This window comes from Bacillus sp. RB3 (assembly GCF_030164735.1).
GTDB classification, from domain to species: domain Bacteria; phylum Bacillota; class Bacilli; order Bacillales; family Bacillaceae_G; genus Bacillus_A; species Bacillus_A cereus.
Window position 1 is genome coordinate 1 of sequence record NZ_JASNGE010000003.1, and the last position, 24,073, is coordinate 24,073.

Sequence of the window (24,073 nt, forward strand, 5' to 3'; positions counted from 1 at the left end):
CGTTGGTCAAGTGGTTAAGACACCGCCCTTTCACGGCGGTAACACGGGTTCGAATCCCGTACGGGTCATACTATACTAAAAGAGATAGCATAATCTGCTATCTCTTTTTTGTTGTATAAAAGTGAACTTTGGATAGTCTGCTTTTTTATGCAATAGAAGAAATATGAAGTATGGGCTGTTGCAGTTGGGTATATAGAGCCGTAAATACAATCATGTTGTTTATTTGGGCTTGTATGAATATGAAGGAACTATCTATCTAAAATGATACCTCAAGTTGAACTTTTACCCCAGCTGTATGGCTGTAGCCTCCTACACTTGGAGAAACCGATGAAAATACATCCGGGAGCTACTGTGGAAAATAAATAATATATAGAAGAAGCTGCCTCTCAATAGGGTGACCTACTGGAGACAGCTTTTTTATGTTGTCATTATTGTCGAGTTTTGTCGGTAAGTCGATATATTGCAAAAATCGCTGATATAATTTGAGTTACGATCGATAAATTTTAATAATCGCTGATATATTTGGAGTTACGGTCGATATATTCTAAAAATCGCCGATATAATTTCACTTACCGATGAAAACCACAAGAAAAACCCTTTCACAATCTAAAGAAAACGCCTCCATTGAAATGGATTCCACACCTATTCCAATAACTTTACACTCTATGTGAAAAAGTTCACAAATAGGTCATAATTTGTGAAGTAATTCACAATAATACGTGCTACAATATGAATGTAAAGAAGTTAAACAACATTAAATTAGTATTTTAATTAATTACTTAAACAATCATAAAAAAATATATGTGAACAATAGAGAGGGGAAATTACCATGAAAAAAGGTATCAATCGTGTAGTATTAGTAGGAACAGGAGCTGTAGGTTGTAGTTACGCTTACTCAATGATCAACCAAGGTGTAGCTGAAGAATTCGTATTAGTAGATGTTAATGAAGCAAAAGCAGAAGGGGAAGCAATGGACTTAAGCCATGCGGTACCATTCTCTCCATCACCAACAAAAGTTTGGAGCGGTAGCTATGCAGATTGTAAAGATGCAGATTTAGTTGTTATCACTGCTGGGTTACCACAAAAACCAGGTGAAACTCGTTTAGACTTAGTTGAGAAAAATACAAAGATCTTTAAACAAATCGTTCGCGGCATTATGGATAGCGGATTCGATGGAATCTTCTTAATCGCAACTAATCCAGTTGATATTTTAACTTACGTAACTTGGAAAGAATCTGGTTTACCGAAAGAGCGCGTAATCGGTTCTGGTACTACTTTAGACTCTGCTCGTTTCCGTTACATGTTAGGTGACTACTTAGATGTAGATCCACGTAACGTTCATGCTTACATCGTTGGTGAACACGGTGACACTGAACTTCCAGTATGGAGCCACGCTACTATCGGTGTACAAAAATTAGAAACAATCTTAGCTAACAACGAACAGTACAAACAAGAAGACTTAGACAAAATCTTCGAAAACGTACGTGATGCAGCTTACCATATCATCGAGCGTAAAGGTGCAACTTACTACGGAATCGGTATGTCACTACTTCGTGTAACTAAAGCAATCTTAAACAACGAGAACAGCGTATTAACTGTATCTGCATACCTTGAAGGTCAATACGGCGAGAAAGATGCTTACGTAGGTGTTCCAGCTGTAATTAACCGCGAAGGTGTACGTGAAATCGTAGAACTTGAGCTAAATGAAGAGGAAAAAGTGAAGTTCGCTCATTCTGTAAAAGTATTAAAAGAAACAATGGCACCAGTACTATAATAATTGCTAAATAATTCAGAGGTGGGAAACTGCTTCTTACCTCTGAACTTATATAATTTAATATAAATTCCTTTTCCGGTTTCCCTTGTATATCCCCAATATACCCCTTTTGCTGGATAAGGGTCGTTTATAGAAAAGAGCACTCTATTTTACGTAGAGTGCTCTTTATTATTCCGCTATTTGCCGGGCAGTAAAAACCCACTGATTAAAGTTTCATTTTATTATTTTTTAGGTGTTAATCCTAATTTCTTTAAAATATCTGCCAGTGTACCGCTTTTGGATTTTTCTACAGGTGTTTGTGATTTAGATGCATCTGGACCTTTTTTCAAGAAGTTCCTTTCAACGAAGCGAATATCTTTTTCGTCGACAATACCATCTTTATTAAGGTCTCCGTCTTTTACAGTTACTCCTTTTTTACCATAGTTGCTAGCGATAATTTCAGCATCTTTAATATCGATTACTTTATCAGCATTTACATCGCCGGTAAGGTTTTCGTCAGGTCTTGCATAATAATATTGGCCAAGCAGCTTACCGTCTTTTTCAGTACCAAGTTTCGTTGTTAGGCGGCTTGTTAAATGTCCTGGCACCTCTACATATAAGTTATAGTCGCGTTTATTAACTGGAAGTCCATTTAGTTTGAAGTATCCGTATTTATCTAGTGAGCCTTCAAACCTATGACGGTAAGAATCAGTCGCATATACTTTTACGCCAAGCTTTGTATAATCGAACTTTTCATCTAAATATTCGCGTTCATTTAAGAACGCACCAGGTTTAATATTTCCTTCTACTAGTGAGTTTAAGGACATAACTGAGAATGTTTGATCTTGAAGTACACGCATTCTATTTGGTTCTGATTCACCTTGTTTCCAGTAAACAAAAATTGGTGACTCTAATTGAGCGTTTGCTTCATAAAATTCATCATTTTCTACTTTGAAAGTTACATCAAGGAACGGGAAATCACCATCTAATCCAGCAAAGTTTTTGTCATCGATAGCGCCGCCAACTGTAACAGAACCTGCCTCTAATTTCGGTTCATTTACTTTTGCGGTTACTCCTTTTTCGGAAAGTAGCTTTTCAAAAGCAGGATTAAATTTCGCATTTCAATAACATTGTGACAAAAAATATTGAGAAACATTTTTTTATGACAGATTATTTTGTTTTGATTTTGAGTGGAAAATAGCATGAAAAATAGGATAAACATAATAAAATAAAGGTTGAGAAAAAATAATTGGTAAAAATATAGAAGAATAATAAAACGTTTTCAATGAATATTCGTCAAAATTCGATATTTTACACGGAAATGTGAAGAAAAACTAACATTTTTAAGAAAAAAACGAATGTTTTTTATAAATTAACAAGGATATTGCAGTTTTTCGCAGAAATAGTTAAAGTATAAAAAATTCTGTCATCTAAGTGAGGTGAGCATATTGAGTGTAATAAATTGTGAAGAAGTGAAACGAGATGAGTTTCATACAGAAAAGTACTATGAAAGTTATAACATCTTTGGCGCACATGTTGTGACGGAAGATGAGATTCAAGGGGTACGATTTACAGTCTGGGCTCCTCATGCGAAAGCAATGAGTGTTGTTGGAGATTTTAATGAGTGGGATTATGAGCAACATAAGATGCTACAAGTGACAGAAGAAGGGATTTGGTCCTTATTTATACCGCATATTGAAGAAGGAGAAATATATAAATATGCGATTGAAACGTTGGCTGGTGACGTCATTTTAAAGGCAGATCCGTATGCTATATATGCAGAAGTAAGACCGAATACGGCATCTGTAGTTTTTGATATAAAAGGATATGAATGGAATGATAAAAACTGGAATCGTAAGAAAAAGAAAAAACCGATTTATAAAGAAGCGATGACAGTTTATGAATTACATTTTGGTTCTTGGAAAAAGAAAGAAGATGGAACACTATATTCTTACAGGGAAATGGCAGAAGAACTCATTCCGTATGTGGTGGAACATCAATTTACACATATTGAAATTATGCCGCTTGTTGAGCATCCATATGATCGTTCTTGGGGATATCAAGGAACGGGATATTATGCAGCGACGAGTAGATTTGGTACACCGCATGATTTAATGTATTTTGTCGACGAATGTCATAAATATGGAATCGGTGTCATTTTAGATTGGGTACCGGGGCATTTTTGTAAAGATGCTCACGGTTTATATTTGTTTGATGGCACACCGACCTATGAATATAAAGATAAAGATGTACAAGAAAATCTAGTATGGGGAACTGTCAATTTTGATTTAGGAAAGAGAGAGGTACGTAATTTCTTAATTTCAAATGCGTTATTTTGGATGAGATATTTCCATATTGATGGTTTCAGAGTAGATGCAGTTGCGAACATGTTGTACTGGAATAAAGAAGGACAAGAGCAAAGTAATGAGTACGCTGTGTCATTTTTACGGGAGTTAAATGAAGCAGTGTTTGCAGAGGATGAAGATTTTCTTATGACGGCAGAGGATTCAACAGCTTGGCCACTTGTAACAGCACCAACGTATGAAGGTGGGCTTGGATTCAATTACAAATGGAATATGGGCTGGATGAATGACGTGCTGAAATATATGGAGTGTGCGCCAGAGTACAGAAAATATATTCATGAGAAAATGACGTTCTCTTTACTATATGCTTACTCTGAAAACTTCATATTACCCCTTTCTCATGATGAAGTCGTTCATGGGAAAAAGTCGTTATTAAATAAAATGCCAGGTGATTACTGGGATAAGTTTGCTCAGCTTCGTTTGTTATATGGATATTTCTTTACTCACCCAGGAAAGAAATTACTTTTCATGGGAGGAGAATTCGGGCAGTTTGATGAGTGGAAAGACCTTGAAGATTTAGATTGGAATTTACATGATTTTGAAATGCATCGTTATATGCATGATTACTTTAAAGAGCTCATAGCATTGTATAAGCGCTCAAAACCACTTTGGCAGCTTGATCATTCGCCTGAAGGTTTTCAGTGGATTGATGCTAATAATAACGAGCAAAGTATTTTCTCGTTTATCCGCCAAGGGGATAAACAAGAAGATGCGTTAGTTATCATATGTAATTTTACGAAAGCTACATATGAAAACTATAAAGTAGGTGTACCAGATTTCGAGTATTATAACGAGATTTTAAACAGTGATGCACAGCAATATGGCGGTTCGGGACAAGTGAATAAGAAACGTCTTAAGACGATTCTAGAACCGTACCATAATCAAGCAGCACATGTAGAGATTACAATTCCACCATTTGGCGTATCCATATTACGACCAGTGAAGACGAGAAAGGGGAGCAAAAAACAAGATGGCTCAAAAACAAAAGTGCGTAGCAATGTTACTAGCAGGGGGAAAAGGTAGTCGTTTAAGTGCATTAACAAAGAATTTAGCCAAGCCAGCTGTTCCATTTGGTGGTAAATATCGCATTATTGATTTTACGCTAAGTAACTGTGCGAATTCTGGTATTGAAACGGTTGGGATTTTAACGCAATATCAACCACTCGAACTTCATAATTATATCGGAATCGGAAATGCGTGGGATTTAGACCGAGTAAACGGTGGGGTCACAGTCTTACCTCCTTATGCGGAGTCTTCAGGGGTTAAGTGGTATACAGGTACGGCAAGTGCCATTTATCAAAACTTAAACTATTTAAGTCAGTATGAACCGGAGTATGTTCTCATTTTATCAGGCGACCATATTTATAAAATGGATTACAGTAAGATGCTAGATTACCATATTCAGAAAGAATCGGACGTATCCATTTCTGTTATTGAAGTACCTTGGGATGAAGCGAGTCGCTTTGGCATTATGAATACAAATGAAGAAATGGAGATTGTTGAGTTTGAAGAGAAACCACAATTTCCAAGAAGTAATCTTGCATCAATGGGAATCTATATTTTTAATTGGTCAATTTTGAAAGAGTATTTAGAGATGGATGCAAGAAACCCTGAATCTAGTAACGATTTTGGAAAAGACGTACTTCCGCTTTTATTGGATGAAGGGAAGAAGCTAATGGCGTATCCGTTTGAAGGATATTGGAAAGATGTTGGAACGGTGAAGAGCTTATGGGAAGCGAATATGGATTTGCTTCGCGATGAAACATCACTGAATTTAAACGATCGTAATTGGCGTATTTACTCTGTCAATCCAAACGAACCGCCTCAATATATTGCTGAAAAGGCGAAAGTAGAAGAATCGCTTATTAACGAAGGGTGCGTCATTGAAGGGGACGTGAAGCATTCTGTGTTATTCCAAGGAGTGACGGTGGAAGAAGGAAGTATGGTGATTGATTCTGTCGTTATGCCAGGGGCTAAGATTGGTAAAAATGTTGTGATTGAAAGAGCGATTGTTGGATCAGAAATGGTTATCGAGGATGGAACAATCATTCGTCCAGAAAAGAATGTTGACGATGTAGTATTAATTGCTGAAGGGAAATAGAAAAGGGGGATGAAATGAATGGGAGAAAAAATGTTAGGAATTATTAATGCAACGGGAAGTTTTCCTTCCTTAAAGAAAGTAACAGGGCATCGTTCACTAGCGGCGTTACCGTTTGGGGGCCGTTATCGACTCATTGATTTCATGCTTTCAAATATGGTGAATTCTAGTATTCATAGTGTGGCAGTTTTTACAAGCCATAAAAATCGTTCGTTAATGGACCATGTTGGTTCAGGAAAACAGTGGGATTTAGATAGAAAACGAGACGGACTATTTTTATTCCCGCCAAACTGCCAATGTGACCAAGATGAATTTGGGTCTTTTGCACACTTTAGAAGACATATTGATTATTTTCTAAGAAGCAGAGAAGAGTACGTTGTTATTACGAATAGCCATCTCGTAACAGCATTAAATTTTCAAGCGGTGTTAGAGCGGCATATACATACGGCAGCTGATATTACGGAAGTTTGCCATGAAGGGGTTTCACTTCAAACATATGTGTTAAAGAAACAATTATTGTTAGACTTATTTGAGTCATATAAAGATGTGGAACAATACAGTTTATTTGATGTAGTGAGAGAAAAGCGCGGGAAATCATTACACATTGCTACATATGAACATACTGGATATGTAGCAATTATTGACTCGATTGAAAGTTACTATAAACATAGCTTAGAAATTTTGCAACCTGCTATTTGGAAGCAATTATTTAAGAAAGAAGCACCGATCTTTACGAAAGTAAAAGATGAGCCACCAACTCGTTATTTAAAGGGTGCAGTCGTGAAAAATACAATGATTGCAAACGGTAGTATTATTGAAGGGGAAGTCGAAAACAGTGTTGTTTCCCGTTCAGTTAAAATTGGAAAAGGTTCAATTATTCGTAACAGTATTATTATGCAAAAGAGCCAAATTGGAGATAACTGTATAATAGATGGTGTTATTATTGATAAAGACGTGAAAATTGGTGACGGTGTCGTATTAAAAGGAAACGCCGATGGGCCGTATGTTGTAGAAAAAGGAAGCGTACAAAACAGTACGATTAATAGTTATTCTTAAAAGAATCAGTGGGGGTCTTCCTCCACTGATTAAAGTTTTAATTCAAATGAAAACTCGAAGGGAGGAAGCTGCAAGAGGAGTAATAAAAACTTTTCGCGCAGTGGGACAACAAGTGAATATTTTATTTGCAGTATCAGAATGTGTACCGTTTGTGAAATCGGGAGGATTAGCTGATGTAGCGGGTGCGCTCCCAAAAGAGCTGAAAAAATTAGGAGTGGACGTTCGTATTATACTTCCGAATTATAGCCTCATTCCGCAAAAGTTAAGAGATGGATGTACGTTACATAAAGTAATTAACGTCCCGCTTGGGTGGAGAAATCAATATTGTGGAATTTTAAAAGGTGAGCAAGACGGAATTACGTATTACTTAATAGATAATGAATATTATTTTAAGAGAGATTCTCTGTATGGTCATTATGATGACGGAGAGCGTTTTTCTTATTTCTCAAAAGCGGTGTTAGAGTGTATTCCGCACCTTGATTTTGAAGTGGATGTTCTTCATAGCCACGATTGGCATACGGCTATGGTTAATTTCTTACTTCGTGAAAAGTATCAAGATAACCCGTTATATGAGCGTATTAAAACGGTATATACAATTCATAACTTACAGTTCCAAGGTGTATTTCCTCCTGAAGTAATGTACGACTTGTTAGAACTTGGTGATGAATATTTCCACAGTGAGCAGTTAGAGTTTTATGGGAATGTGAACTTTATGAAGGGCGGTATTATCGCTTCGGATCAAATTACAGCGGTGAGCCCGACATATAAAGAAGAAATTCAATATGAATTTTTCGGTGAGAAGTTAGATGGATTACTGCGAAAATATAATGATAAGCTTAGCGGCATTGTAAATGGTATTGATACGAGCGTATATAATCCAGAAACGGATTCGTATATTAAGGCTCAGTATGATGCAGAGTCATTATATGAAAAGAGTGAAAATAAACGCGCCTTGCAGCGTTATTTTGGTTTGCCAGAAAAAGAGGATACACCAATTATTTCAATGGTAACGAGATTAACGAAGCAAAAAGGTCTTGATTTAGTACGTACTGTATTCCGCGAAATAATGGAAGAAGATGTACAATGTATTATTTTAGGATCAGGTGATTCGGAATATGAGCAATTCTTTGAATGGATGGCATATGAGTATCCGGAGAAGGTAAAAGTTTATATTGGATTTAATGAAGAATTAGCTCATCAAGTGTATGCAGGAAGTGATTTATTCTTAATGCCATCGCTGTTTGAACCGTGTGGACTTGGACAACTTATCGCATTAGCATACGGTACGATTCCAATTGTAAGAGAAACAGGTGGATTAAACGATACGGTACATTCTTATGATGAAGAAACTGGAGAAGGAAATGGTTTTAGTTTCACGAATTTTAATGCACATGACATGCTGCATACGATTCATCGTGCAATTGAATTCTATCACGATAAACCGGTATGGGAGCAGCTTGTAAAACAAGCGATGACTGAAGATTATAGCTGGGAGCAATCGGCTCTTGCTTATAAGGAATTGTATAAAAGTCTCATGGAATAACATGTAGGTGGTGAAAAAATGTTTACTCATGTTGAAAGTTTTAAATCAACTTTTCTAGAAAAGTTAGAGACGATGTATGGGAAAAGTTTCAAAGATTCTACAACTCGTGATCAATATAATACGCTCGGCCATATGGTACGTGAGTATATGAATAGTCAATGGATTGCAACGAATGAGAGTTATCGATCCGGAGAGCAAAAGCAAATGTATTACTTGTCTATTGAGTTTTTGCTTGGACGTTTGCTTGGAAGTAACATCTTGAATTTAGGTATTAGAGATGTATGCGAGCAAGGGTTATCTGAACTAGGGATTTCGTTACAAGAGTTAGAAGAAGTGGAAGCAGATGCAGGCCTTGGTAATGGTGGGCTTGGACGCTTAGCAGCCTGTTTTCTCGATTCACTTGCATCTTTAAACTTGCCAGGACACGGCTGTGGAATTCGTTATAAACATGGTTTGTTTGATCAGAAAATTGTTGATGGTTATCAAGTCGAATTTCCAGAACAGTGGCTTCTTCATGAAAACGTATGGGAAGTAAGAAGGCATGATCAAGCTGTAGAAGTAAGTTATTTCGGCAGTGTTGAACCGCTAGAAATTGACGGGCGTTTAGAGTTTAGGCATACAAATGCAGAAGTCATTATGGCCGTGCCATATGATGTGCCGGTAGTTGGCTATGAGACGAGTACTGTAAATACACTTAGACTTTGGAATGCTGAACCAGTTCCTTTCCCGCAAAACTGCAAAGATATTTTGAAATATAAGCGTGAAACAGAGGCTGTATCGGAGTTTTTATATCCAGATGATACGCATGATGAGGGAAAAATACTTCGTTTAAAACAACAGTATTTCCTCGTATCAGCAAGTTTGCAAAATATCGTTCGAATGCATAGAGAAAGATACGGTGACCTTCGTCAACTACATGAAAAAATTGCGATCCACATTAACGATACACATCCGGTTTTAGCAATTCCGGAACTGATGCGTATTTTACTAGACGAAGAAAAGTTAGCATGGGAAGAAGCTTGGCACATAACGACGCAGACGATTTCTTATACGAATCATACGACGTTATCAGAAGCGCTCGAAAAGTGGCCAATTCACATTTTTAAACCGTTATTACCGAGAATTTATATGATTATTGAAGAGATTAATGAACGTTTCTGTCATGAACTGTGGGAACAGTATCCGTATGAGTGGGATCGTATTGAAGCAATGGCGATTATTGCACATGACCTTGTGAAAATGGCTCATTTAGCGATTGTCGGTAGCCATAGCGTAAACGGTGTAGCGAAAATTCATACGGAAATATTAAAGCAGCGGGAAATGCGATTGTTTTATGAATTTTATCCAGATAAGTTTAATAATAAGACGAATGGAATTGCTCATAGGCGCTGGCTTATGAAAGCAAATCCACAGTTAACAAATCTCATTTCAGAGGCGATTGGAACAGAGTGGAAGAAAGAACCGATTAAGCTTCAAGAGCTACAATTAGTTCAATATGATGCGAGTTTCCAAGAGAAATTTGCAGAGGTAAAACAAGAGCGTAAAGAGATTTTAGCGGAGCGTATTCATAATACAATGGGGATTACCATTGATCCAAATTCTATTTTTGATGTGCAAGTGAAAAGATTACATGCTTACAAACGACAATTATTAAATGTTCTTCATATTTTATATTTGTATAACCGTTTGAAAGAGGATGCTAGTTTTACATTTTATCCGCGTACTTTTATTTTTGGAGCGAAAGCATCACCTGGCTATTATTACGCGAAAAAAATTATTAAATTAATAAATGAACTCGCAAGAAAAGTAAATAATGACCCGTATGTCAGTCAATATATGAAAGTTATCTTTCTAGAAAACTATCGAGTTTCTTTAGCAGAAGATATATTCCCAGCGGCGGATGTAAGTGAACAAATTTCAACGGCGAGTAAAGAAGCATCGGGAACAGGTAATATGAAATTTATGATGAATGGTGCGATTACACTCGGAACGCTAGACGGTGCTAACGTTGAAATAAAAGACCGGGTCGGTGATGATAACTGTTTTATTTTCGGTTTAACAGCAGAAGAGGTTCTTCATTACTATCAAAATGGTGGATATCGTGCAAGTGATTATTATCACCACAATGGGCACATTAAAAAGGTAGTAGATCAGTTAACGAATGGTTTCTTTGCACAGTCGGGAGCCGAATTTGAAGCAATTTACGATTCTCTCGTTATTCAAAATGATGAATATTTTGTTCTGCGAGATTTTGGTCCATATGCTGAAAGACAAGAAGCTGTCGGTAGAGCTTATGAGAACCGAACGAAGTGGCTAGAAATGTCGATTTTAAATATTGCACAGTCTGGTCATTTTGCGAGCGATCGAACGATTTTGCAGTACAGTAATGAAATTTGGGGTATTGGTAATACAGTTAAACAGTTTTAAAGAGGTTGCTATATTGGGAGATATATTATCGATTTACCAACAGAAATGGATATTAATAAATAAAACGTGCTTAATAAAATTAAGCTCGTTTTATTTATTTTGCTTAAGAAAGAAATGGAACAGTGGTATATATGATACCTGCCCCATCATACTCTCCTGTCGCAAAGTATGAAAATGTAAAGAAACCTGTAACCGTAAAAATTATAATAAGGAAAAATGCGAAGATAAATTTTAACATGTAAGGTCCCCTCATCCAAAAATAACTTCATAGATTATTATAGTATACGAATATTTTATTTCCAATTGTTTACTGGTTAAAAATGAGAAGTCAGACATGTTTTGTATGTTGTAATGGAATGATTATTTGTAATGGATTTTGTGTTTTTTGTAAATGTCATGTTGTGATGGACGTGTGCATACTCCCAGTCATGATCATTAAAATTTATGGTTCGGGGAGGGAGAAGTGGAACGACATCGAATAAGTTGACGAAACGAAAGCTACTAGCTACTTGTAGTTTATAATAATTTCGAAAAGCGATATCTCCTACTTTTGGAGAAGCGAATGTATAAAGTCCATACTGTGCGAAGGCAGTATTTATACGTGCATCTAATATGTGTAATGTGGCAAGCGCGCCACCTAGACTATGCCCAGTAGCTAGCAGTTTTTTATGTGCTGGCAATGATACGAGCATATCCATAATAGAATCACGACAAGACTCATAAATAGAGAGAAAACCGTTATGGACATTTCCGCCATTTAAAGCATAAGGATAAGGTTTTTGATTGACGAGAGAATCAATAATCCAATCTGGATCTGTTTGAGTGCCTCTGAAGGCAACGATAATTGTATCCTCAGATTCTAATATAAATCCGAACCATTCTGTTGTTTGAATGGCCTTTCCTTGAAAACCTTGTACATATTGAAAACCATCTGGTATTTCGAAAATACCATTTTGTTTATATTGTTCATACGTTAACTCACAACAAGAAGCTAACAGTATGGCAGTTTCTTTATCAAAGGATAAAGGAGTACGCATTAAGGTAGCCCTCCTTAAGAAAAGGTATAGTTTAATATATGCGGTGAGGAACTTGATTCATTCTTTTGGAGGTGGGGAATAGCTTGTATCGCTTACCTAAATCAGTGGAGGAAATTATAATGGCAAAATAAAACAGTGCCTGATAAGGGCACTGTTTACTCTTTTTCATCTCAAGGAATCGACTTTTTTAGTTATTCTTAATGAACTGACGCATGCGTTAGTTGCATAAGTAAGAGGTTTGAAAAAATAGCCTGTATATATTTGAATGATGAATAACTTACCTATTTTCTTGTGTTTGTTTGCGTTACATACAGAAAAAATTCGGAAAATAAAACATATTATTTATCTGTTTGTTTTTGCTTCTTTTTCAAATACTCCGTACGCAATTTTTCAAGTTGCTGCTTTTTATCAAATTTGGCAGGCTTCTGTTTTTCATGGAACTTTGCCACAGCTACCTGACTTTTGGAATCCAATTGATATTTTCCCACTTTGTTCACCTACTTTTCTTGTCTCTAAAGAGAATCTACTCAACAAATATAATATACCTTATTTTCCTGAAGTAAACCTTATTACTTTATTTTAACTGCTTTTTCTCGTTTGTAGACGTAAATTAAAACACCCTTTCACTTTATTACTGCAAGCAAGGGTGTTTTAATTTTATTATTTTATTAGTTGATGGCCATGCCCACATAAGGGCACAGTTTACTCTTTCCCATCTAATAAACGACCAAGGCCACCTAATACACTACCTTCGCCAGTACTTTGCGCTGCTGGGCTTGTAAGGCGTGCTGCTAATCGGCTAAGTGTTAAGGACTGAATCCAAACTGTTCCAGGTCCTTCTAACGTTGCGAAGAATAAACCTTCGCCGCCAAATAGAGCTGTTTTTACTTTTCCAACGAACTCGACATCATAGTTAATGTCTTTTGTCATAGCAACGAGACAACCTGTATCAATGCGAAGTTTCTCACCAGGTTTTAATTCACGTTTATATACAGTTCCACCTGCGTGCATGAAAGCAAGACCGTCACCTTCAAGTTTCTGCATGATAAAACCTTCACCACCGAAGAAACCAGTTCCTATTTTTTTCGTAAATTCAATTCCGATAGAAACACCTTTTGCGGCACAAAGAAAGGCATCTTTTTGACAAACTACTTTTCCTTGATATTCTGTTAAATCTACAGGAATAATTTTACCAGGATAAGGAGCAGCAAATGAGACGTGGCGTTTGCCGTGACCTGTATTTGTAAATACAGTCATAAACATACTTTCGCCTGTAACGAGACGCTTACCAGCGCCCATTAATTTTCCGAATAAACCTCCAGATGGGCCAGAACCATCACCGAAGATTGTTTCCATTTCTATGTAATCTTCCATCATCATCATTGCGCCAGCTTCTGCGATCACGCTTTCTTCTGGATCTAACTCAATTTCAACAAACTGCATATCATCGCCATATAACTTATACTCAATTTCGTGTGCTCTCATTTTTTTCACCTCGTATGTAATAGATACTTATATTGTACAGAATTTAATAGGATTAGAATACTTTAGTTTTGTTAATTTTCAAATAAAGTGGAACAAACCAAAACTGATTATCAGCTCCCGCCAATCAAGCTGTCCGCAAATACCGGGCTAAAATATGAATATGGAAATTCAACATTATATTAAAATTATAAAAAAATGGTGGAATGAAAGTGTTCTCATTTGACGTTTTGGATATAGCGTGATATAGTGAAATCACTATTGAGCTACATAATGTGGTACGGAAATAAAGCACGTTGAATTAAAGGCTGTAAGCTTGTTATACATTCATGTCCTTTATATCCACCTTTTCATGTGGATTCATAGTTTCATTTTTATTTAGGAGGTACATGACATGCAAACAGGTAAAGTTAAATGGTTCAACAGCGAAAAAGGTTTCGGTTTCATCGAAGTTGAAGGTGGAGACGATGTATTCGTTCACTTCTCAGCTATCCAAGGTGACGGATTCAAAACTTTAGAAGAAGGTCAAGAAGTTTCTTTCGAAATCGTTGAAGGTAACCGTGGACCACAAGCTGCTAACGTTACAAAAAACTAATTAGCTAGCGATAAAAAGCATTCCGATTTTCGGAATGCTTTTTTTTATTCTTTGGAACTCGAATCATTTGAAGATAATTCGCCCTTAAAGGTACGCTCTTCAAAGTCATCAAGCATTTGTTCATATTCTTCATGTTCTTCCGTAGTGAAAACTTGCGGATTTTTTCCATACATATCTGTACCAATAAAGTTTTCGAAATCTTCTACGTATCCTACATTTTCCTCACTGTTTACGTACATGCCATTATAGTTTTTCGAATCTCGTCTTTCTAAATCAGACGGTGTTTCAGACGTTCCATAATTGGCAACATCTTGCCACGAATCTTCTGCATCGTACTCAACAGAGCGATCCTCATCGTGTTTATGGAAAGAGGGAGACAATACTTCTTCTTCAACTGGTCGTGTATTCATATTTAGCTTATTTGTCGCGTGCTGGATGCATGTTGTAGCAGTCGGCATTGCTTCTAATCTTTCAAATGGAATTTCTTCGCCAGACACTTCGCAAATGCCGTACGTACCCGCTTCTATTTTTTGCAAGGCATGTTTCGTATCCTCTAGCTGTTTATGCCTAAGTTCAATAAGCCCGAAGTCTTTTTCGCGTTCATATAGCTCTGTTGCCATATCAGCTGGATGGTTATCATAGCTAGATAATTCTCCAACAGACTCACGTTCAGATGCACGATCTTCATTTTCGTGTGTTTGTATCGTTTGCTCTAGTTCGTGTTTTTGTTTTTCTAAAACGGATTTAAATTGATTTATTTGTTGTGGAGTTAACATAGTCGTCCACCTTCCTACAATTCAGTTTCTTTACATAGTATGAGCGTTGCGAGTAGGAATTATGAGATGAATTTCAGATATGAAAAAGGAGCCGCATAAGCAGCTCCTTTTATAGAAAGTATCCAAGTAATAATCCGATTCCCATGAGGAGACCGAAGATCGTATTTGTTTTTGCTGTTGCAATCATCGCAGGTACCATTTCCATTGGAATGCTTTTGCCGATAAAGCCTTTCGTCGCTTTAAATGCTTTCGGTGCACTTAAAAATACGATAAGCATCCATGGTGATACGATGCCCACGATAATTAAAGCAATTGTCCAAATGTAGGAAACGATGAACATAGAAGCAAGTACACCAACCGCTCTTTCACGTCCAACGAGAATTGCTAACGTTTTACGACCGTTTTCTTTATCGCCATCTAAGTCACGAATATTATTAGCTAGTAAAATGGCACCAATTAAAATGGAGCTTGGAATAGATAGTAAAATGACTTCTGATGTTACAGTTCCAGTTTGAATAAAGAATGAAATTCCAATAATGATAACACCCATAAATAATCCGGCTGTTAACTCTCCAAATGGTGTATAGGCAATGGGAAGTGGGCCACCCGTGTAAAGGTAAGCAACGGCCATACAAACAAGACCGATTGCAGCAAGCCACCAGCTAGAATTCATACAAATATAAACACCTAATAGTATTGCGATGCCGAAAAATCCAAATGCTAAGTTAAGCACTGTTTTTGGCTGAATGCCATCGCGAACGATAGCGCCGCCGATACCAACTGAACCTTCGTGATCGAGTCCTCTTTTATAATCAAAGTATTCATTAAACATGTTTGTTGCTGCCTGAATGAGAAGACAAGCAAGAAGCATTATAAGGAAAAGAGGGAGATGGATTTGATTTATACCTCCGACCTGCATTGCATAGGCTGTTCCGATGAAAACAGGAACGAAAGCTGCTGTTAATGTATGGGGACGTAGTAAACTCCACCAAATGCGCCAGCCTGTTTGCTTGCTTGGTTTTGGCGCCGTAGGAGAGGAATTCGTTTCGACGTTCATTTCCATGTTGAATCCTCCTTTGGTCACATATTGTACACAACTAAGTGTAGAAAAAGCATCATTTAGTGTCAACGTTTATTTTCTAGGAAGAGAAGGTGAATTTCTCAGAAATGCTAAACGTTGACAGGCCTTTCGTTTGAGGTGTATCTTAAAATCAAGCGTAATTATGACTATTTTTCGCCCATAGGGGGGAGACAATTGTGATTCAAACGAAACAAAAAGGCTTGCAAGAAGTTCTTAGTGCAGCCATTAAGCATGCAACTGATGAAAAAATATTGGTTAGTTTTGTAAAACAAATAGACTGGATGGATCCGCTTCTGTTTTATGCAGCAGGAAAAAGGATTGCATTGGAAAATAGATGTTATTTTGCAGATCCAGCTCAGCATGTAATATTTGCTGGAATTGGCTCTGTTTTCACTATAGCAAATTCTTCTCACAAACGCTTTCAAGCGGCTCGTGACGAGTGGGATAAAGTAAAAGAGAAAGCATTTGTACAAAGAGAAAAATATGAATTTGGAACAGGTCCTCTTTTATTTGGTGGATTTTCATTTGACCAAGAAAAAGAGAAAACGGACTTATGGAAAGAATTCGATGATACGACATTTTCACTACCAGCATTTTTATTAACTGTAAAAAATGAAAAAGCATGGTTAACGATGAATACATTCGTTTCAGCAACAGATTGTGCAGAAACTCTTTATAACGAAATTGTTTCTTTAGAAGAGAAAATTTTTGGGGAGAGTAAATGTGCATTAGAAGGATCGAAATTAACAGTTACTTCTAAAGTGGAAGTGGATCCGAAAGGCTGGATGAAAGCCATTGAGAAAGTGCAAGATGAGATGAAGCAGGGTAACGTGCAGAAGGTTGTATTAGCGAGGGAGCTAAAAGTAGAAATGGATCATCATATTGATTCTGCTCTTGTTTTAGAAGCACTTCGCATTGGGCAACCGGATTGTTACGTATTTTCTTTTGATTATAAAGGAGCATGCTTCTTAGGAGCGACGCCAGAGAGGTTAATTCGCAAAGAAGATGAGAAGTTTACTTCGATGTGTCTTGCTGGTTCAACTGGTCATGGTCAATCTATAGAAGAAAGTAAGCGAAATAGTAATGCGCTTCTTCATGATGAAAAGAATTTAGCTGAACACGGTTATGTTGTGAACATGATCAGGTCGGTATTAAATGAGCACTGCGAATACGTTAATATTCCGGAGAGTCCAGGTCTATTAACAACGAAAAACTTAATTCATTTATATACGCCTGTAGAGGCAAAAGGCACTGCGAGTCTTTTAACGATGGTAGAAGAATTACATCCAACACCAGCTCTTGGCGGGACACCTCGTTTGGAAGCGATGAAACTGATTCGTGATGTTGAATTGTTAGACAGAGGATTATATGGTGCACCGATTGGCTGGATAGATGATGAAGGAAATGGTGAATTTGCGGTTGCACTTCGCTGCGGATTATTAAATGGCGAGAAAGCATCCTTATTTGCCGGTTGCGGGATTGTAATTGATTCAGTACCGCAACTTGAATATGAAGAGACAAGTTTGAAGTTTAGACCGATGCTTGGTGCTTTGGAGGAATTAATGAAATGAACAATCATATAGAAGCATTATCATATTATTTAGGCGCGTTCGTGGATGAACTGACGCGTCTAAATGTATGTGATGTTGTCATTAGTCCAGGCTCACGGTCAACGCCGATTGCTCTACTAATGGAACAACACGAAGGAATGAACACATATTTACATGTAGATGAAAGATCTGCAGGATTTTTTGCGCTCGGTATCGCAAAAGCGAAAAAACGTCCGGTTGCATTATTATGTACGTCAGGAACGGCAGCAGCGAACTACTATCCAGCTGTATGTGAAGCTTTCCATTCACGAGTGCCGCTTATCGTCTTAACAGCAGATAGACCGCATGAATTAAGAGATGTCGGTGCACCACAAGCGATGAATCAATTTAATTTATACGGTACGTTTGTGAAGCAATTTACAGAGATGGCACTTCCAGAAGCGAGTGAAGCGATGTACCACTACGCTCGCATGACAACGCAGCGCATGATAGCAAGTGCTTGTTTAGCGCCGCAAGGACCTGTTCATCTTAATTTTCCAGTTCGTGAACCGCTTATCCCGGACTTTTCATTAGAAAGTTTATGGGATAAAGGACGCGGGGAATATACAGGAGTAGTTCAGCAAGGGAACGTGGTGATGCCGAGTGAATATGTAGATTCTCTTGTAGGGCGCCTTTCACATATGGAAAAGGGGCTTATTATTTGTGGAGATGATAGTCATTCAGAAATCGCAACGTTTGCAACGCAACTAGCTGAAAAAACGGGATACCCAATATTAGCAGACCCACTTTCTAATATTCGTAGCGGACACCACGATAAAACGATGGTAATCGACTGTTATGATACATTTTTACGAAATGAATTGTTAAAAGAGACGTGGAAGCCGGACGTTTTAATTCGTTTTGGTGGTATGCCTGTTTCGAAAGCATTAACGCAGTTCATTAAAAAACAAACGAAAGCTGTTCATATCGTTGTTGACGAATCTGGACAATGGAGAGATCCAGCTCTTGTTGCGACAGAAGTTGTACAGGCAAGTGATATTGCATTTTGCAGTACATTAATAGAAAAAATGTCAGTTATGAAAAAGAATGATTGGTCCCAAATGTGGCAACATATAAACGAAAAAACGAAGGAAACGCTTCGTGAAATGGAAACATATGAAACTGCATTTGAAGGAAAAGTCATTACAGATATTGTACGCGTATTACCAGAAGGAGCAACGTTATTTGCGAGTAATAGTATGCCAATTCGTGATACAGATTCATTCTTCTTCACATCAGATAAAAATATTCAAGTGATGGCAAACCGCGGTGTAAATGGGATTGATGGCATCATTTCGACAGCTTTAGGAGCGAGCATGATTTGCGATCCGCTCGTATTAGTCATCGGTGACTTATCATTCTATCACGATTTAAATGGACTATTAGCTGCAAAATTACATGAATTAAATATAACGATTGTCGTTGTAAATAATGATGGTGGGGGTATTTTCTCATTCTTACCACAATATGAGAAAAAGGAACACTTCGAATCGTTATTTGGAACGCCGATTGGGCTTGACTATGAGCATGTTGTTAAAATGTACGGTGGTTCATTTAGCCGTGTAAATGGTTGGGAGCAATTCCGGGAGGAAGTACAAAAGGGAGCAACGACAGAAGGTTTACACGTTGTAGAAATTTGTACGAACCGTGATGAAAACTTAACGTTGCACCGTACGTTATGGGCAAAAACACAGGACGTAATTACTACATCATTGCAAGGTGAATCAAAATGAAAGTAACGCTGCAAGGTGTATCGTATGAATATGAAGTAGTCGGAAGCGGGGAACCACTTCTACTTCTTCATGGTTTTACGGGAAGCATGGAAACGTGGCGTTCTTTTATCTCTTCATGGAGTGGGCAGTTTCAAGTTATTGTAGTGGATCTTGTTGGACACGGAAAGACCGAGAGTCCTGAAGATGTTGCGCATTATGACATTCGAAATGTGGCATTGCAAATGAAAGAACTATTAGATTACCTTCATATTGAAAAAGCACATATACTTGGCTATTCAATGGGCGGTAGACTGGCGATTACGATGGCGTGTCTATATCCAGAATATGTACGTTCTCTTTTATTAGAAAATTGTACAGCTGGACTCAAAAGTGAAGATGAGCGAAAAGAACGCTGTGAAAAAGATGAGCGACTTGCCGATAAAATTGAGCGAGAAGGCATAGAAAGTTTTGTATCGATGTGGGAAAATATTCCGCTGTTTGAAACGCAAAAACGTTTAGCAAAAAACGTACAAGAAGCGGTGCGAAAAGAACGACTTGCTAACAACCCAAAAGGGCTCGCAAATAGCTTGCGCGGCATGGGAACTGGGGCTCAGCCTTCATGGTGGGATGAGCTAAAAAACTTAAAAATACCTGTTCTTTTAATGAACGGAGAGCATGATGAAAAGTTCTTTCGCATATTAAAAAACATCGAAAAATGCGTCTCTGACGCGAAATTTGTCAAAATTGATGGTGCTGGCCATGCAATTCATGTGGAACAACCGGAAAAGTTTGATACAATAGTAAAGGGATTTCTAAAAACTATGCAGTGATGCTTTTTTCAGTTAAGAATGAAGTTACACTTATAGATGAGATCAGAAATATACAAGGAGGTAGTTGTAATGGCTATTGAATGGGTAAAAGAAGGCAATTACGAAGATATTATTTATTCAACATACAATGGTATCGCAAAAATTTCGATTAACCGTCCTGAAGTACATAACGCATTCCGTCCAAAAACGGTAATGGAGTTAATCGACGCTTTTGCACAAGCTCGTGATGATGCAAATGTTGGCGTTATCATTTTAACAGGTGAAGGTGGACGTGCATTCTGTTCTGGCGGCGACCAAAAAGTTCGTGGTCATGGTGGATATGTAGGTGACGACCAAATCCCACGTCTAAACGTATTAGACTTACAACGTCTAATTCGCGCAATTCCTAAACCAGTTATCGCAATGGTAGCAGGTTATGCAATCGGTGGTGGACACGTACTTCATATCGTATGTGACTTAACAATCGCTGCAGACAATGCTGTATTCGGACAAACAGGTCCTAAAGTAGGAAGCTTTGACGGTGGATACGGAGCTGGTTACTTAGCTCGTATGGTAGGCCACAAGAAAGCTCGCGAAATTTGGTACCTATGCCGTCAATACAGTGCTGGGGAAGCGCTTGATATGGGCTTAGTAAATACAGTAGTACCATTAGAACAACTTGAAGCAGAAACAGTACAATGGGCACAAGAAATCTTAGCAAACAGCCCAATGGCACTTCGTTTCCTAAAAGCTGCATTCAACGCAGACACAGACGGTCTAGCTGGTATTCAACAACTAGCTGGAGATGCAACGTTATTGTACTACACAACTGACGAAGCAAAAGAAGGTCGCGACGCATTCAAAGAAAAACGCAGTCCGGACTTCGGTCAATTCCCTCGTTTCCCTTGATCAAATCAAAAGCGGAAGCGGCTCGCTTAGAATATGAGGGGGATGGAGCTTCTGACGTAGAGGCGTTTTTTGCCTCGTAGGAAGAAGTGAAGCCACCGAACATTCTAGCCGCTGTAGCTGGATGAAACCAAAAGCGGAGCCGACTGTTTAGCCCCGTTGGCTAAGGTTCTTAGACGGAAGCGGCTCGCCCACAAAGTGAGTCGCAACCAAATGATCAAACCGGAAACAAAACAACTAAGAGACTTGATGTCACATCAAGTCTCTTTCTTTCATGAAAGGAGAATGTATGATGGAGACGATGCCAAATTGGTTAAAGCAACGTGCATTTTTAACACCAGATCGTACTGCAATTGAAATAGAGGAAGAGAAAGTTACTTTTATGCAGCTGCATGAAACAGTAGTATCTGTTTGTGAACGTCTCACGCATGTTGGAGTGAAGCGAGGGCAAAAGGTGGCTGTTCTGATGAAAAATGGTATGGAGATGATTACAGTTATTCACGCCCTATCGTACGTAGGGGCAGTAGCTGTACTTTTAAATACGCGTCTTTCAAGAGAAGAGCTACTTTGGCAAATGGATGATGCTGAAGTTATTTGTTTAGTGACGGATCAAGATTTTGAGGCTAAAGATGTTCCTGTCTATTCATTCGCCGAAGTGATGAATGGACCAAAAGAGGAAGCCTCTATACAAGAAGAATTCTCTTTAGAAGAAGCGATGACGATTATTTATACGTCAGGGACGACAGGGAAACCGAAAGGCGTTATTTTAACATATGGAAATCACTGGGCCAGCGCGGTTGGCTCTTCGCTTAATTTAGGACTTCGTGATGATGATTGCTGGTTAGCGTGTATGCCGATGTTCCATGTTGGCGGGTTATCTCTTCTAATGAAAAATATTATGTACGGCATGCGCATTTTACTCGTTCCGAAATATGATGCTGATTTTATTCATACAGCACTTCAAACGAGAGGCGTAACGATTATTTCAGTCGTATCAAAAATGTTAACTGATTTATTAGAGAGACTTGGAGAAGAAACATATCCATCTTCTTTACGATGTATGTTACTTGGCGGAGGACCAGCGCCAAAACCGTTACTCGAAACGTGTGTAGATAAAGGAATTCCTGTGTATCAAACGTACGGTATGACAGAAACGTCTTCGCAAATTTGTACGTTGTCCGCAGATTACATGTTAACGAAAGTAGGATCAGCTGGAAAGCCACTATTTCAGTGCCAACTTCGTATTGAAAAAGATGGCGTAGTAGTGCCGCCACATGCGGAAGGTGAAATTGTAGTAAAAGGACCGAACGTAACAGGTGGTTACTTTAACCGTGAAGATGCGACGCGTGAGACTATTCAAAACGGATGGCTTCATACTGGCGACCTCGGTTATTTAGATGAAGAAGGATTTTTATACGTATTAGATCGCCGCAGTGATTTAATTATTTCTGGCGGAGAGAATATATATCCGGCTCAAATTGAAGAAGTGTTGCTGTCCCATCCAGCGGTAGCGGAAGCTGGTGTTGTAGGTATGACTGATGATAAATGGGGACAAGTACCCGCTGCTTTTGTTGTGAAAAGCGGGGCGGTAACAGAAGAAGAAATTCTTCACTTTTGCGAGGAGAAATTAGCGAAATATAAAGTGCCGAAGAAAGCATGTTTCTTAGAGGAATTACCACGTAACGCTTCGAAAAAATTGTTAAGACGAGAGTTAAGAGAATTAGTGGAGGAGATGTAGGTGGAAATAAAAAAAGCGACACTGTATATAACGGAAATGCCACTCGTAATCCCGTTTGCTGCAAGCTACGGGACTTACGAAAAGCGTGAGAGTATCGTTATTGAATTAGAAGATGAAGACGGGTACATTGGATTTGGCGAAGTCGTTGCGTTCTCTGAACCGTGGTATACGGAAGAAACGGTGAAGACGGCGCTGCATGTACTGCAAGACTTTTTAATACCTGATTTATTAAAGGCTGAAATTTCTCATCCGAATGAGGTACCGGGTCTATTTCAACATATAAAAAGAAACCGAATGGCAAAGGCCGGAATTGAAGGGGCTGTTTGGGATTTATATGCGAAGTGTCAAAAGAAATCGTTAGCGACAGTGCTTGGCGGAACGAAGTCTGAAATTGAAGTCGGCGTTGTAATTGGGATCAATACGATTCCCGTTATGTTAAAACAAATCGAGAAGTACGCAGAAGAAGGATACGAGCGTTTTAAAGTGAAAATAAAGCCAGAGCATGATTACGAATTATTGAAAGAGATTCGAAAAGAGTTTCCGCATATCACGCTAATGGCAGATGCAAATTCAGCATATACATTAGGGGATACGGAGAGGCTGAAACGACTAGATGAATTCCAATTAATGATGATTGAACAACCGTTAGCCGATTATGATTTTCTTGATCACGCGGAGTTGCAAAAGAAAATTGAAACGCCGATTTGTTTAGATGAAAGTATTCATAGTTTAGAAGATGCACGCGTTGCGATTACCCTTGGTAGCTGCCAAATTGTGAACATTAAACCAGGGCGAGTGGGCGGAGTAACAGAATCGGTTCAAATTCATAATTATTGCATGGAGCACAACATACCCGTTTGGTGCGGCGGTATGGTGGAGATGGGGATTTCAAGAGCACAAAATGTTGCGCTTGCCTCATTGCCGAACTTTACGATTCCAGGCGATATATCTGCTTCTAGCAGACATTGGGAGCAGGATATTATTTCGCCGGAAGTGACGCTTAAGGGCGGAAAAGTTATGGTGCCGCAAAGTGTTGAAGCTGAGTATGAAGTAGACCGCGGAAGGTTGGCGGAGATCACGAAACAGCGAATTGTTTTGGAGCGGTAAC

Annotated in this window: 19 protein-coding genes and 2 pseudogenes; 13 read left to right on the forward strand and 8 right to left on the reverse strand. The window is 38.3% G+C overall.

The genetic code is table 11. The annotated features are described in order from the left end of the window. Positions 1–170: 170 nt before the first annotated feature. A pseudogene (locus QO049_RS05355) lies at positions 171–346 on the reverse strand (IS4 family transposase); the annotation flags it as partial. 483 nt (positions 347–829) lie between these two features. Here QO049_RS05355 and QO049_RS05360 point away from each other — a divergent pair. Beyond that, a complete protein-coding gene (locus QO049_RS05360) occupies positions 830–1,774 on the forward strand; it encodes an L-lactate dehydrogenase (protein WP_000715340.1) in 945 nt (314 codons plus the stop codon). Between the two features lie 221 nt (positions 1,775–1,995). On the opposite strand, the pseudogene QO049_RS05365 reads toward QO049_RS05360, so the two are convergent. Beyond that, a pseudogene (locus QO049_RS05365) lies at positions 1,996–2,874 on the reverse strand (dockerin type I domain-containing protein); the annotation flags it as partial. A gap of 327 nt (positions 2,875–3,201) precedes the next feature. Here QO049_RS05365 and glgB point away from each other — a divergent pair. The 5 genes from glgB to glgP all read left to right on the forward strand — a co-directional run bounded on the left by glgB (position 3,202) and on the right by glgP (position 11,240). Beyond that, positions 3,202–5,139, forward strand: a complete 1,938-nt coding sequence (gene glgB, locus QO049_RS05370) for a 1,4-alpha-glucan branching protein GlgB (RefSeq protein ID WP_246961492.1) — start codon at positions 3,202–3,204, stop codon at positions 5,137–5,139. Then, positions 5,087–6,217 (forward strand): glucose-1-phosphate adenylyltransferase, encoded by a 1,131-nt coding sequence (gene glgC / locus QO049_RS05375; protein ID WP_000057606.1) that lies wholly within the window; start codon positions 5,087–5,089, stop codon positions 6,215–6,217. The genes glgB and glgC overlap by 53 nt, the downstream gene beginning before the upstream one ends. 18 nt (positions 6,218–6,235) lie before the next feature. Continuing rightward, positions 6,236–7,270 carry a glucose-1-phosphate adenylyltransferase subunit GlgD gene (gene glgD, locus QO049_RS05380; protein WP_000504164.1) on the forward strand — a complete coding sequence of 345 codons (1,035 nt, stop codon included), beginning with the start codon at positions 6,236–6,238 and terminating at the stop codon, positions 7,268–7,270. 112 nt (positions 7,271–7,382) lie between these two features. Then, a complete protein-coding gene (glgA, locus tag QO049_RS05385) occupies positions 7,383–8,813 on the forward strand; it encodes a glycogen synthase GlgA (RefSeq protein ID WP_023901191.1) in 1,431 nt (476 codons plus the stop codon). Between the two features lie 18 nt (positions 8,814–8,831). Further along, complete coding sequence (gene glgP, locus QO049_RS05390) at positions 8,832–11,240, forward strand: glycogen phosphorylase (protein WP_061884703.1); 2,409 nt, start codon at positions 8,832–8,834, stop codon at positions 11,238–11,240. A 103-nt stretch (positions 11,241–11,343) separates the two neighbouring features. Here glgP and QO049_RS05395 read toward each other — a convergent pair whose 3' ends face one another. The 4 genes from QO049_RS05395 to QO049_RS05410 form a co-directional block, all read right to left on the reverse strand. Next, a complete protein-coding gene (locus QO049_RS05395) occupies positions 11,344–11,478 on the reverse strand; it encodes a hypothetical protein (protein ID WP_000911064.1) in 135 nt (44 codons plus the stop codon). A 76-nt stretch (positions 11,479–11,554) separates the two neighbouring features. Beyond that, a complete protein-coding gene (locus QO049_RS05400) occupies positions 11,555–12,277 on the reverse strand; it encodes a lipase family protein (RefSeq protein WP_144502270.1) in 723 nt (240 codons plus the stop codon). A gap of 338 nt (positions 12,278–12,615) precedes the next feature. Further along, on the reverse strand, positions 12,616–12,765 hold the full coding sequence (locus tag QO049_RS05405) for a hypothetical protein (protein WP_000521639.1): 150 nt from the start codon (positions 12,763–12,765) through the stop codon (positions 12,616–12,618). Between the two features lie 214 nt (positions 12,766–12,979). Beyond that, on the reverse strand, positions 12,980–13,762 hold the full coding sequence (locus QO049_RS05410) for a TIGR00266 family protein (protein WP_001201257.1): 783 nt from the start codon (positions 13,760–13,762) through the stop codon (positions 12,980–12,982). 391 nt (positions 13,763–14,153) lie between these two features. On the opposite strand from QO049_RS05410, the gene cspD reads away from it, so the two are divergent. Next, positions 14,154–14,354, forward strand: coding sequence for a cold-shock protein CspD (cspD, locus tag QO049_RS05415; RefSeq protein ID WP_001193054.1), 201 nt, complete (start codon positions 14,154–14,156; stop codon positions 14,352–14,354). Positions 14,355–14,398: 44 nt separating this feature from the next. Here cspD and QO049_RS05420 read toward each other — a convergent pair whose 3' ends face one another. Together QO049_RS05420 and QO049_RS05425 are read right to left on the reverse strand one after the other, a co-directional pair. After that, entirely contained in the window at positions 14,399–15,130 is a 732-nt protein-coding gene (locus QO049_RS05420; RefSeq protein WP_284489198.1) for a yteA family sporulation protein, read from the reverse strand. A 109-nt stretch (positions 15,131–15,239) separates the two neighbouring features. Further along, positions 15,240–16,193 carry a 1,4-dihydroxy-2-naphthoate polyprenyltransferase gene (locus QO049_RS05425; RefSeq protein ID WP_000425740.1) on the reverse strand — a complete coding sequence of 318 codons (954 nt, stop codon included), beginning with the start codon at positions 16,191–16,193 and terminating at the stop codon, positions 15,240–15,242. Between the two features lie 194 nt (positions 16,194–16,387). Between QO049_RS05425 and QO049_RS05430 the strand changes: the two genes are divergently transcribed. The 6 genes from QO049_RS05430 to menC all read left to right on the forward strand — a co-directional run bounded on the left by QO049_RS05430 (position 16,388) and on the right by menC (position 24,072). Continuing rightward, a complete protein-coding gene (locus QO049_RS05430; protein WP_000616750.1) occupies positions 16,388–17,782 on the forward strand; it encodes an isochorismate synthase in 1,395 nt (464 codons plus the stop codon). After that, positions 17,779–19,533 (forward strand): 2-succinyl-5-enolpyruvyl-6-hydroxy-3-cyclohexene-1-carboxylic-acid synthase, encoded by a 1,755-nt coding sequence (gene menD, locus QO049_RS05435; protein ID WP_246961488.1) that lies wholly within the window; start codon positions 17,779–17,781, stop codon positions 19,531–19,533. The genes QO049_RS05430 and menD overlap by 4 nt, the downstream gene beginning before the upstream one ends. Beyond that, positions 19,530–20,342 (forward strand): 2-succinyl-6-hydroxy-2,4-cyclohexadiene-1-carboxylate synthase, encoded by an 813-nt coding sequence (gene menH / locus QO049_RS05440; RefSeq protein WP_098450175.1) that lies wholly within the window; start codon positions 19,530–19,532, stop codon positions 20,340–20,342. The genes menD and menH overlap by 4 nt, the downstream gene beginning before the upstream one ends. Positions 20,343–20,411: 69 nt before the next feature. Continuing rightward, positions 20,412–21,230 (forward strand): 1,4-dihydroxy-2-naphthoyl-CoA synthase, encoded by an 819-nt coding sequence (gene menB / locus QO049_RS05445; RefSeq protein WP_000963884.1) that lies wholly within the window; start codon positions 20,412–20,414, stop codon positions 21,228–21,230. A 289-nt stretch (positions 21,231–21,519) separates the two neighbouring features. Then, a complete protein-coding gene (locus QO049_RS05450) occupies positions 21,520–22,965 on the forward strand; it encodes an o-succinylbenzoate--CoA ligase (RefSeq protein WP_246961486.1) in 1,446 nt (481 codons plus the stop codon). After that, positions 22,966–24,072 carry an o-succinylbenzoate synthase gene (menC, locus tag QO049_RS05455; protein ID WP_246961484.1) on the forward strand — a complete coding sequence of 369 codons (1,107 nt, stop codon included), beginning with the start codon at positions 22,966–22,968 and terminating at the stop codon, positions 24,070–24,072. The last annotated feature ends 1 nt before the right edge of the window (position 24,073 follow it).

Coding starts and splice junctions, on each gene's coding strand:
- QO049_RS05360 (WP_000715340.1), top strand. CDS start 830: ATGAAAAAAGGTATCAATCGTGTAGTATTAGTAGGAACAGGAGCTGTA.
- glgC (WP_000057606.1), top strand. CDS start 5,087: ATGGCTCAAAAACAAAAGTGCGTAGCAATGTTACTAGCAGGGGGAAAA.
- glgD (WP_000504164.1), top strand. CDS start 6,236: ATGGGAGAAAAAATGTTAGGAATTATTAATGCAACGGGAAGTTTTCCT.
- glgP (WP_061884703.1), top strand. CDS start 8,832: ATGTTTACTCATGTTGAAAGTTTTAAATCAACTTTTCTAGAAAAGTTA.
- QO049_RS05395 (WP_000911064.1), bottom strand. CDS start 11,478: ATGTTAAAATTTATCTTCGCATTTTTCCTTATTATAATTTTTACGGTT.
- QO049_RS05400 (WP_144502270.1), bottom strand. CDS start 12,277: ATGCGTACTCCTTTATCCTTTGATAAAGAAACTGCCATACTGTTAGCT.
- QO049_RS05410 (WP_001201257.1), bottom strand. CDS start 13,762: ATGAGAGCACACGAAATTGAGTATAAGTTATATGGCGATGATATGCAG.
- cspD (WP_001193054.1), top strand. CDS start 14,154: ATGCAAACAGGTAAAGTTAAATGGTTCAACAGCGAAAAAGGTTTCGGT.
- QO049_RS05420 (WP_284489198.1), bottom strand. CDS start 15,130: ATGTTAACTCCACAACAAATAAATCAATTTAAATCCGTTTTAGAAAAA.
- QO049_RS05425 (WP_000425740.1), bottom strand. CDS start 16,193: ATGGAAATGAACGTCGAAACGAATTCCTCTCCTACGGCGCCAAAACCA.
- menD (WP_246961488.1), top strand. CDS start 17,779: ATGAACAATCATATAGAAGCATTATCATATTATTTAGGCGCGTTCGTG.
- menH (WP_098450175.1), top strand. CDS start 19,530: ATGAAAGTAACGCTGCAAGGTGTATCGTATGAATATGAAGTAGTCGGA.
- menB (WP_000963884.1), top strand. CDS start 20,412: ATGGCTATTGAATGGGTAAAAGAAGGCAATTACGAAGATATTATTTAT.
- QO049_RS05450 (WP_246961486.1), top strand. CDS start 21,520: ATGGAGACGATGCCAAATTGGTTAAAGCAACGTGCATTTTTAACACCA.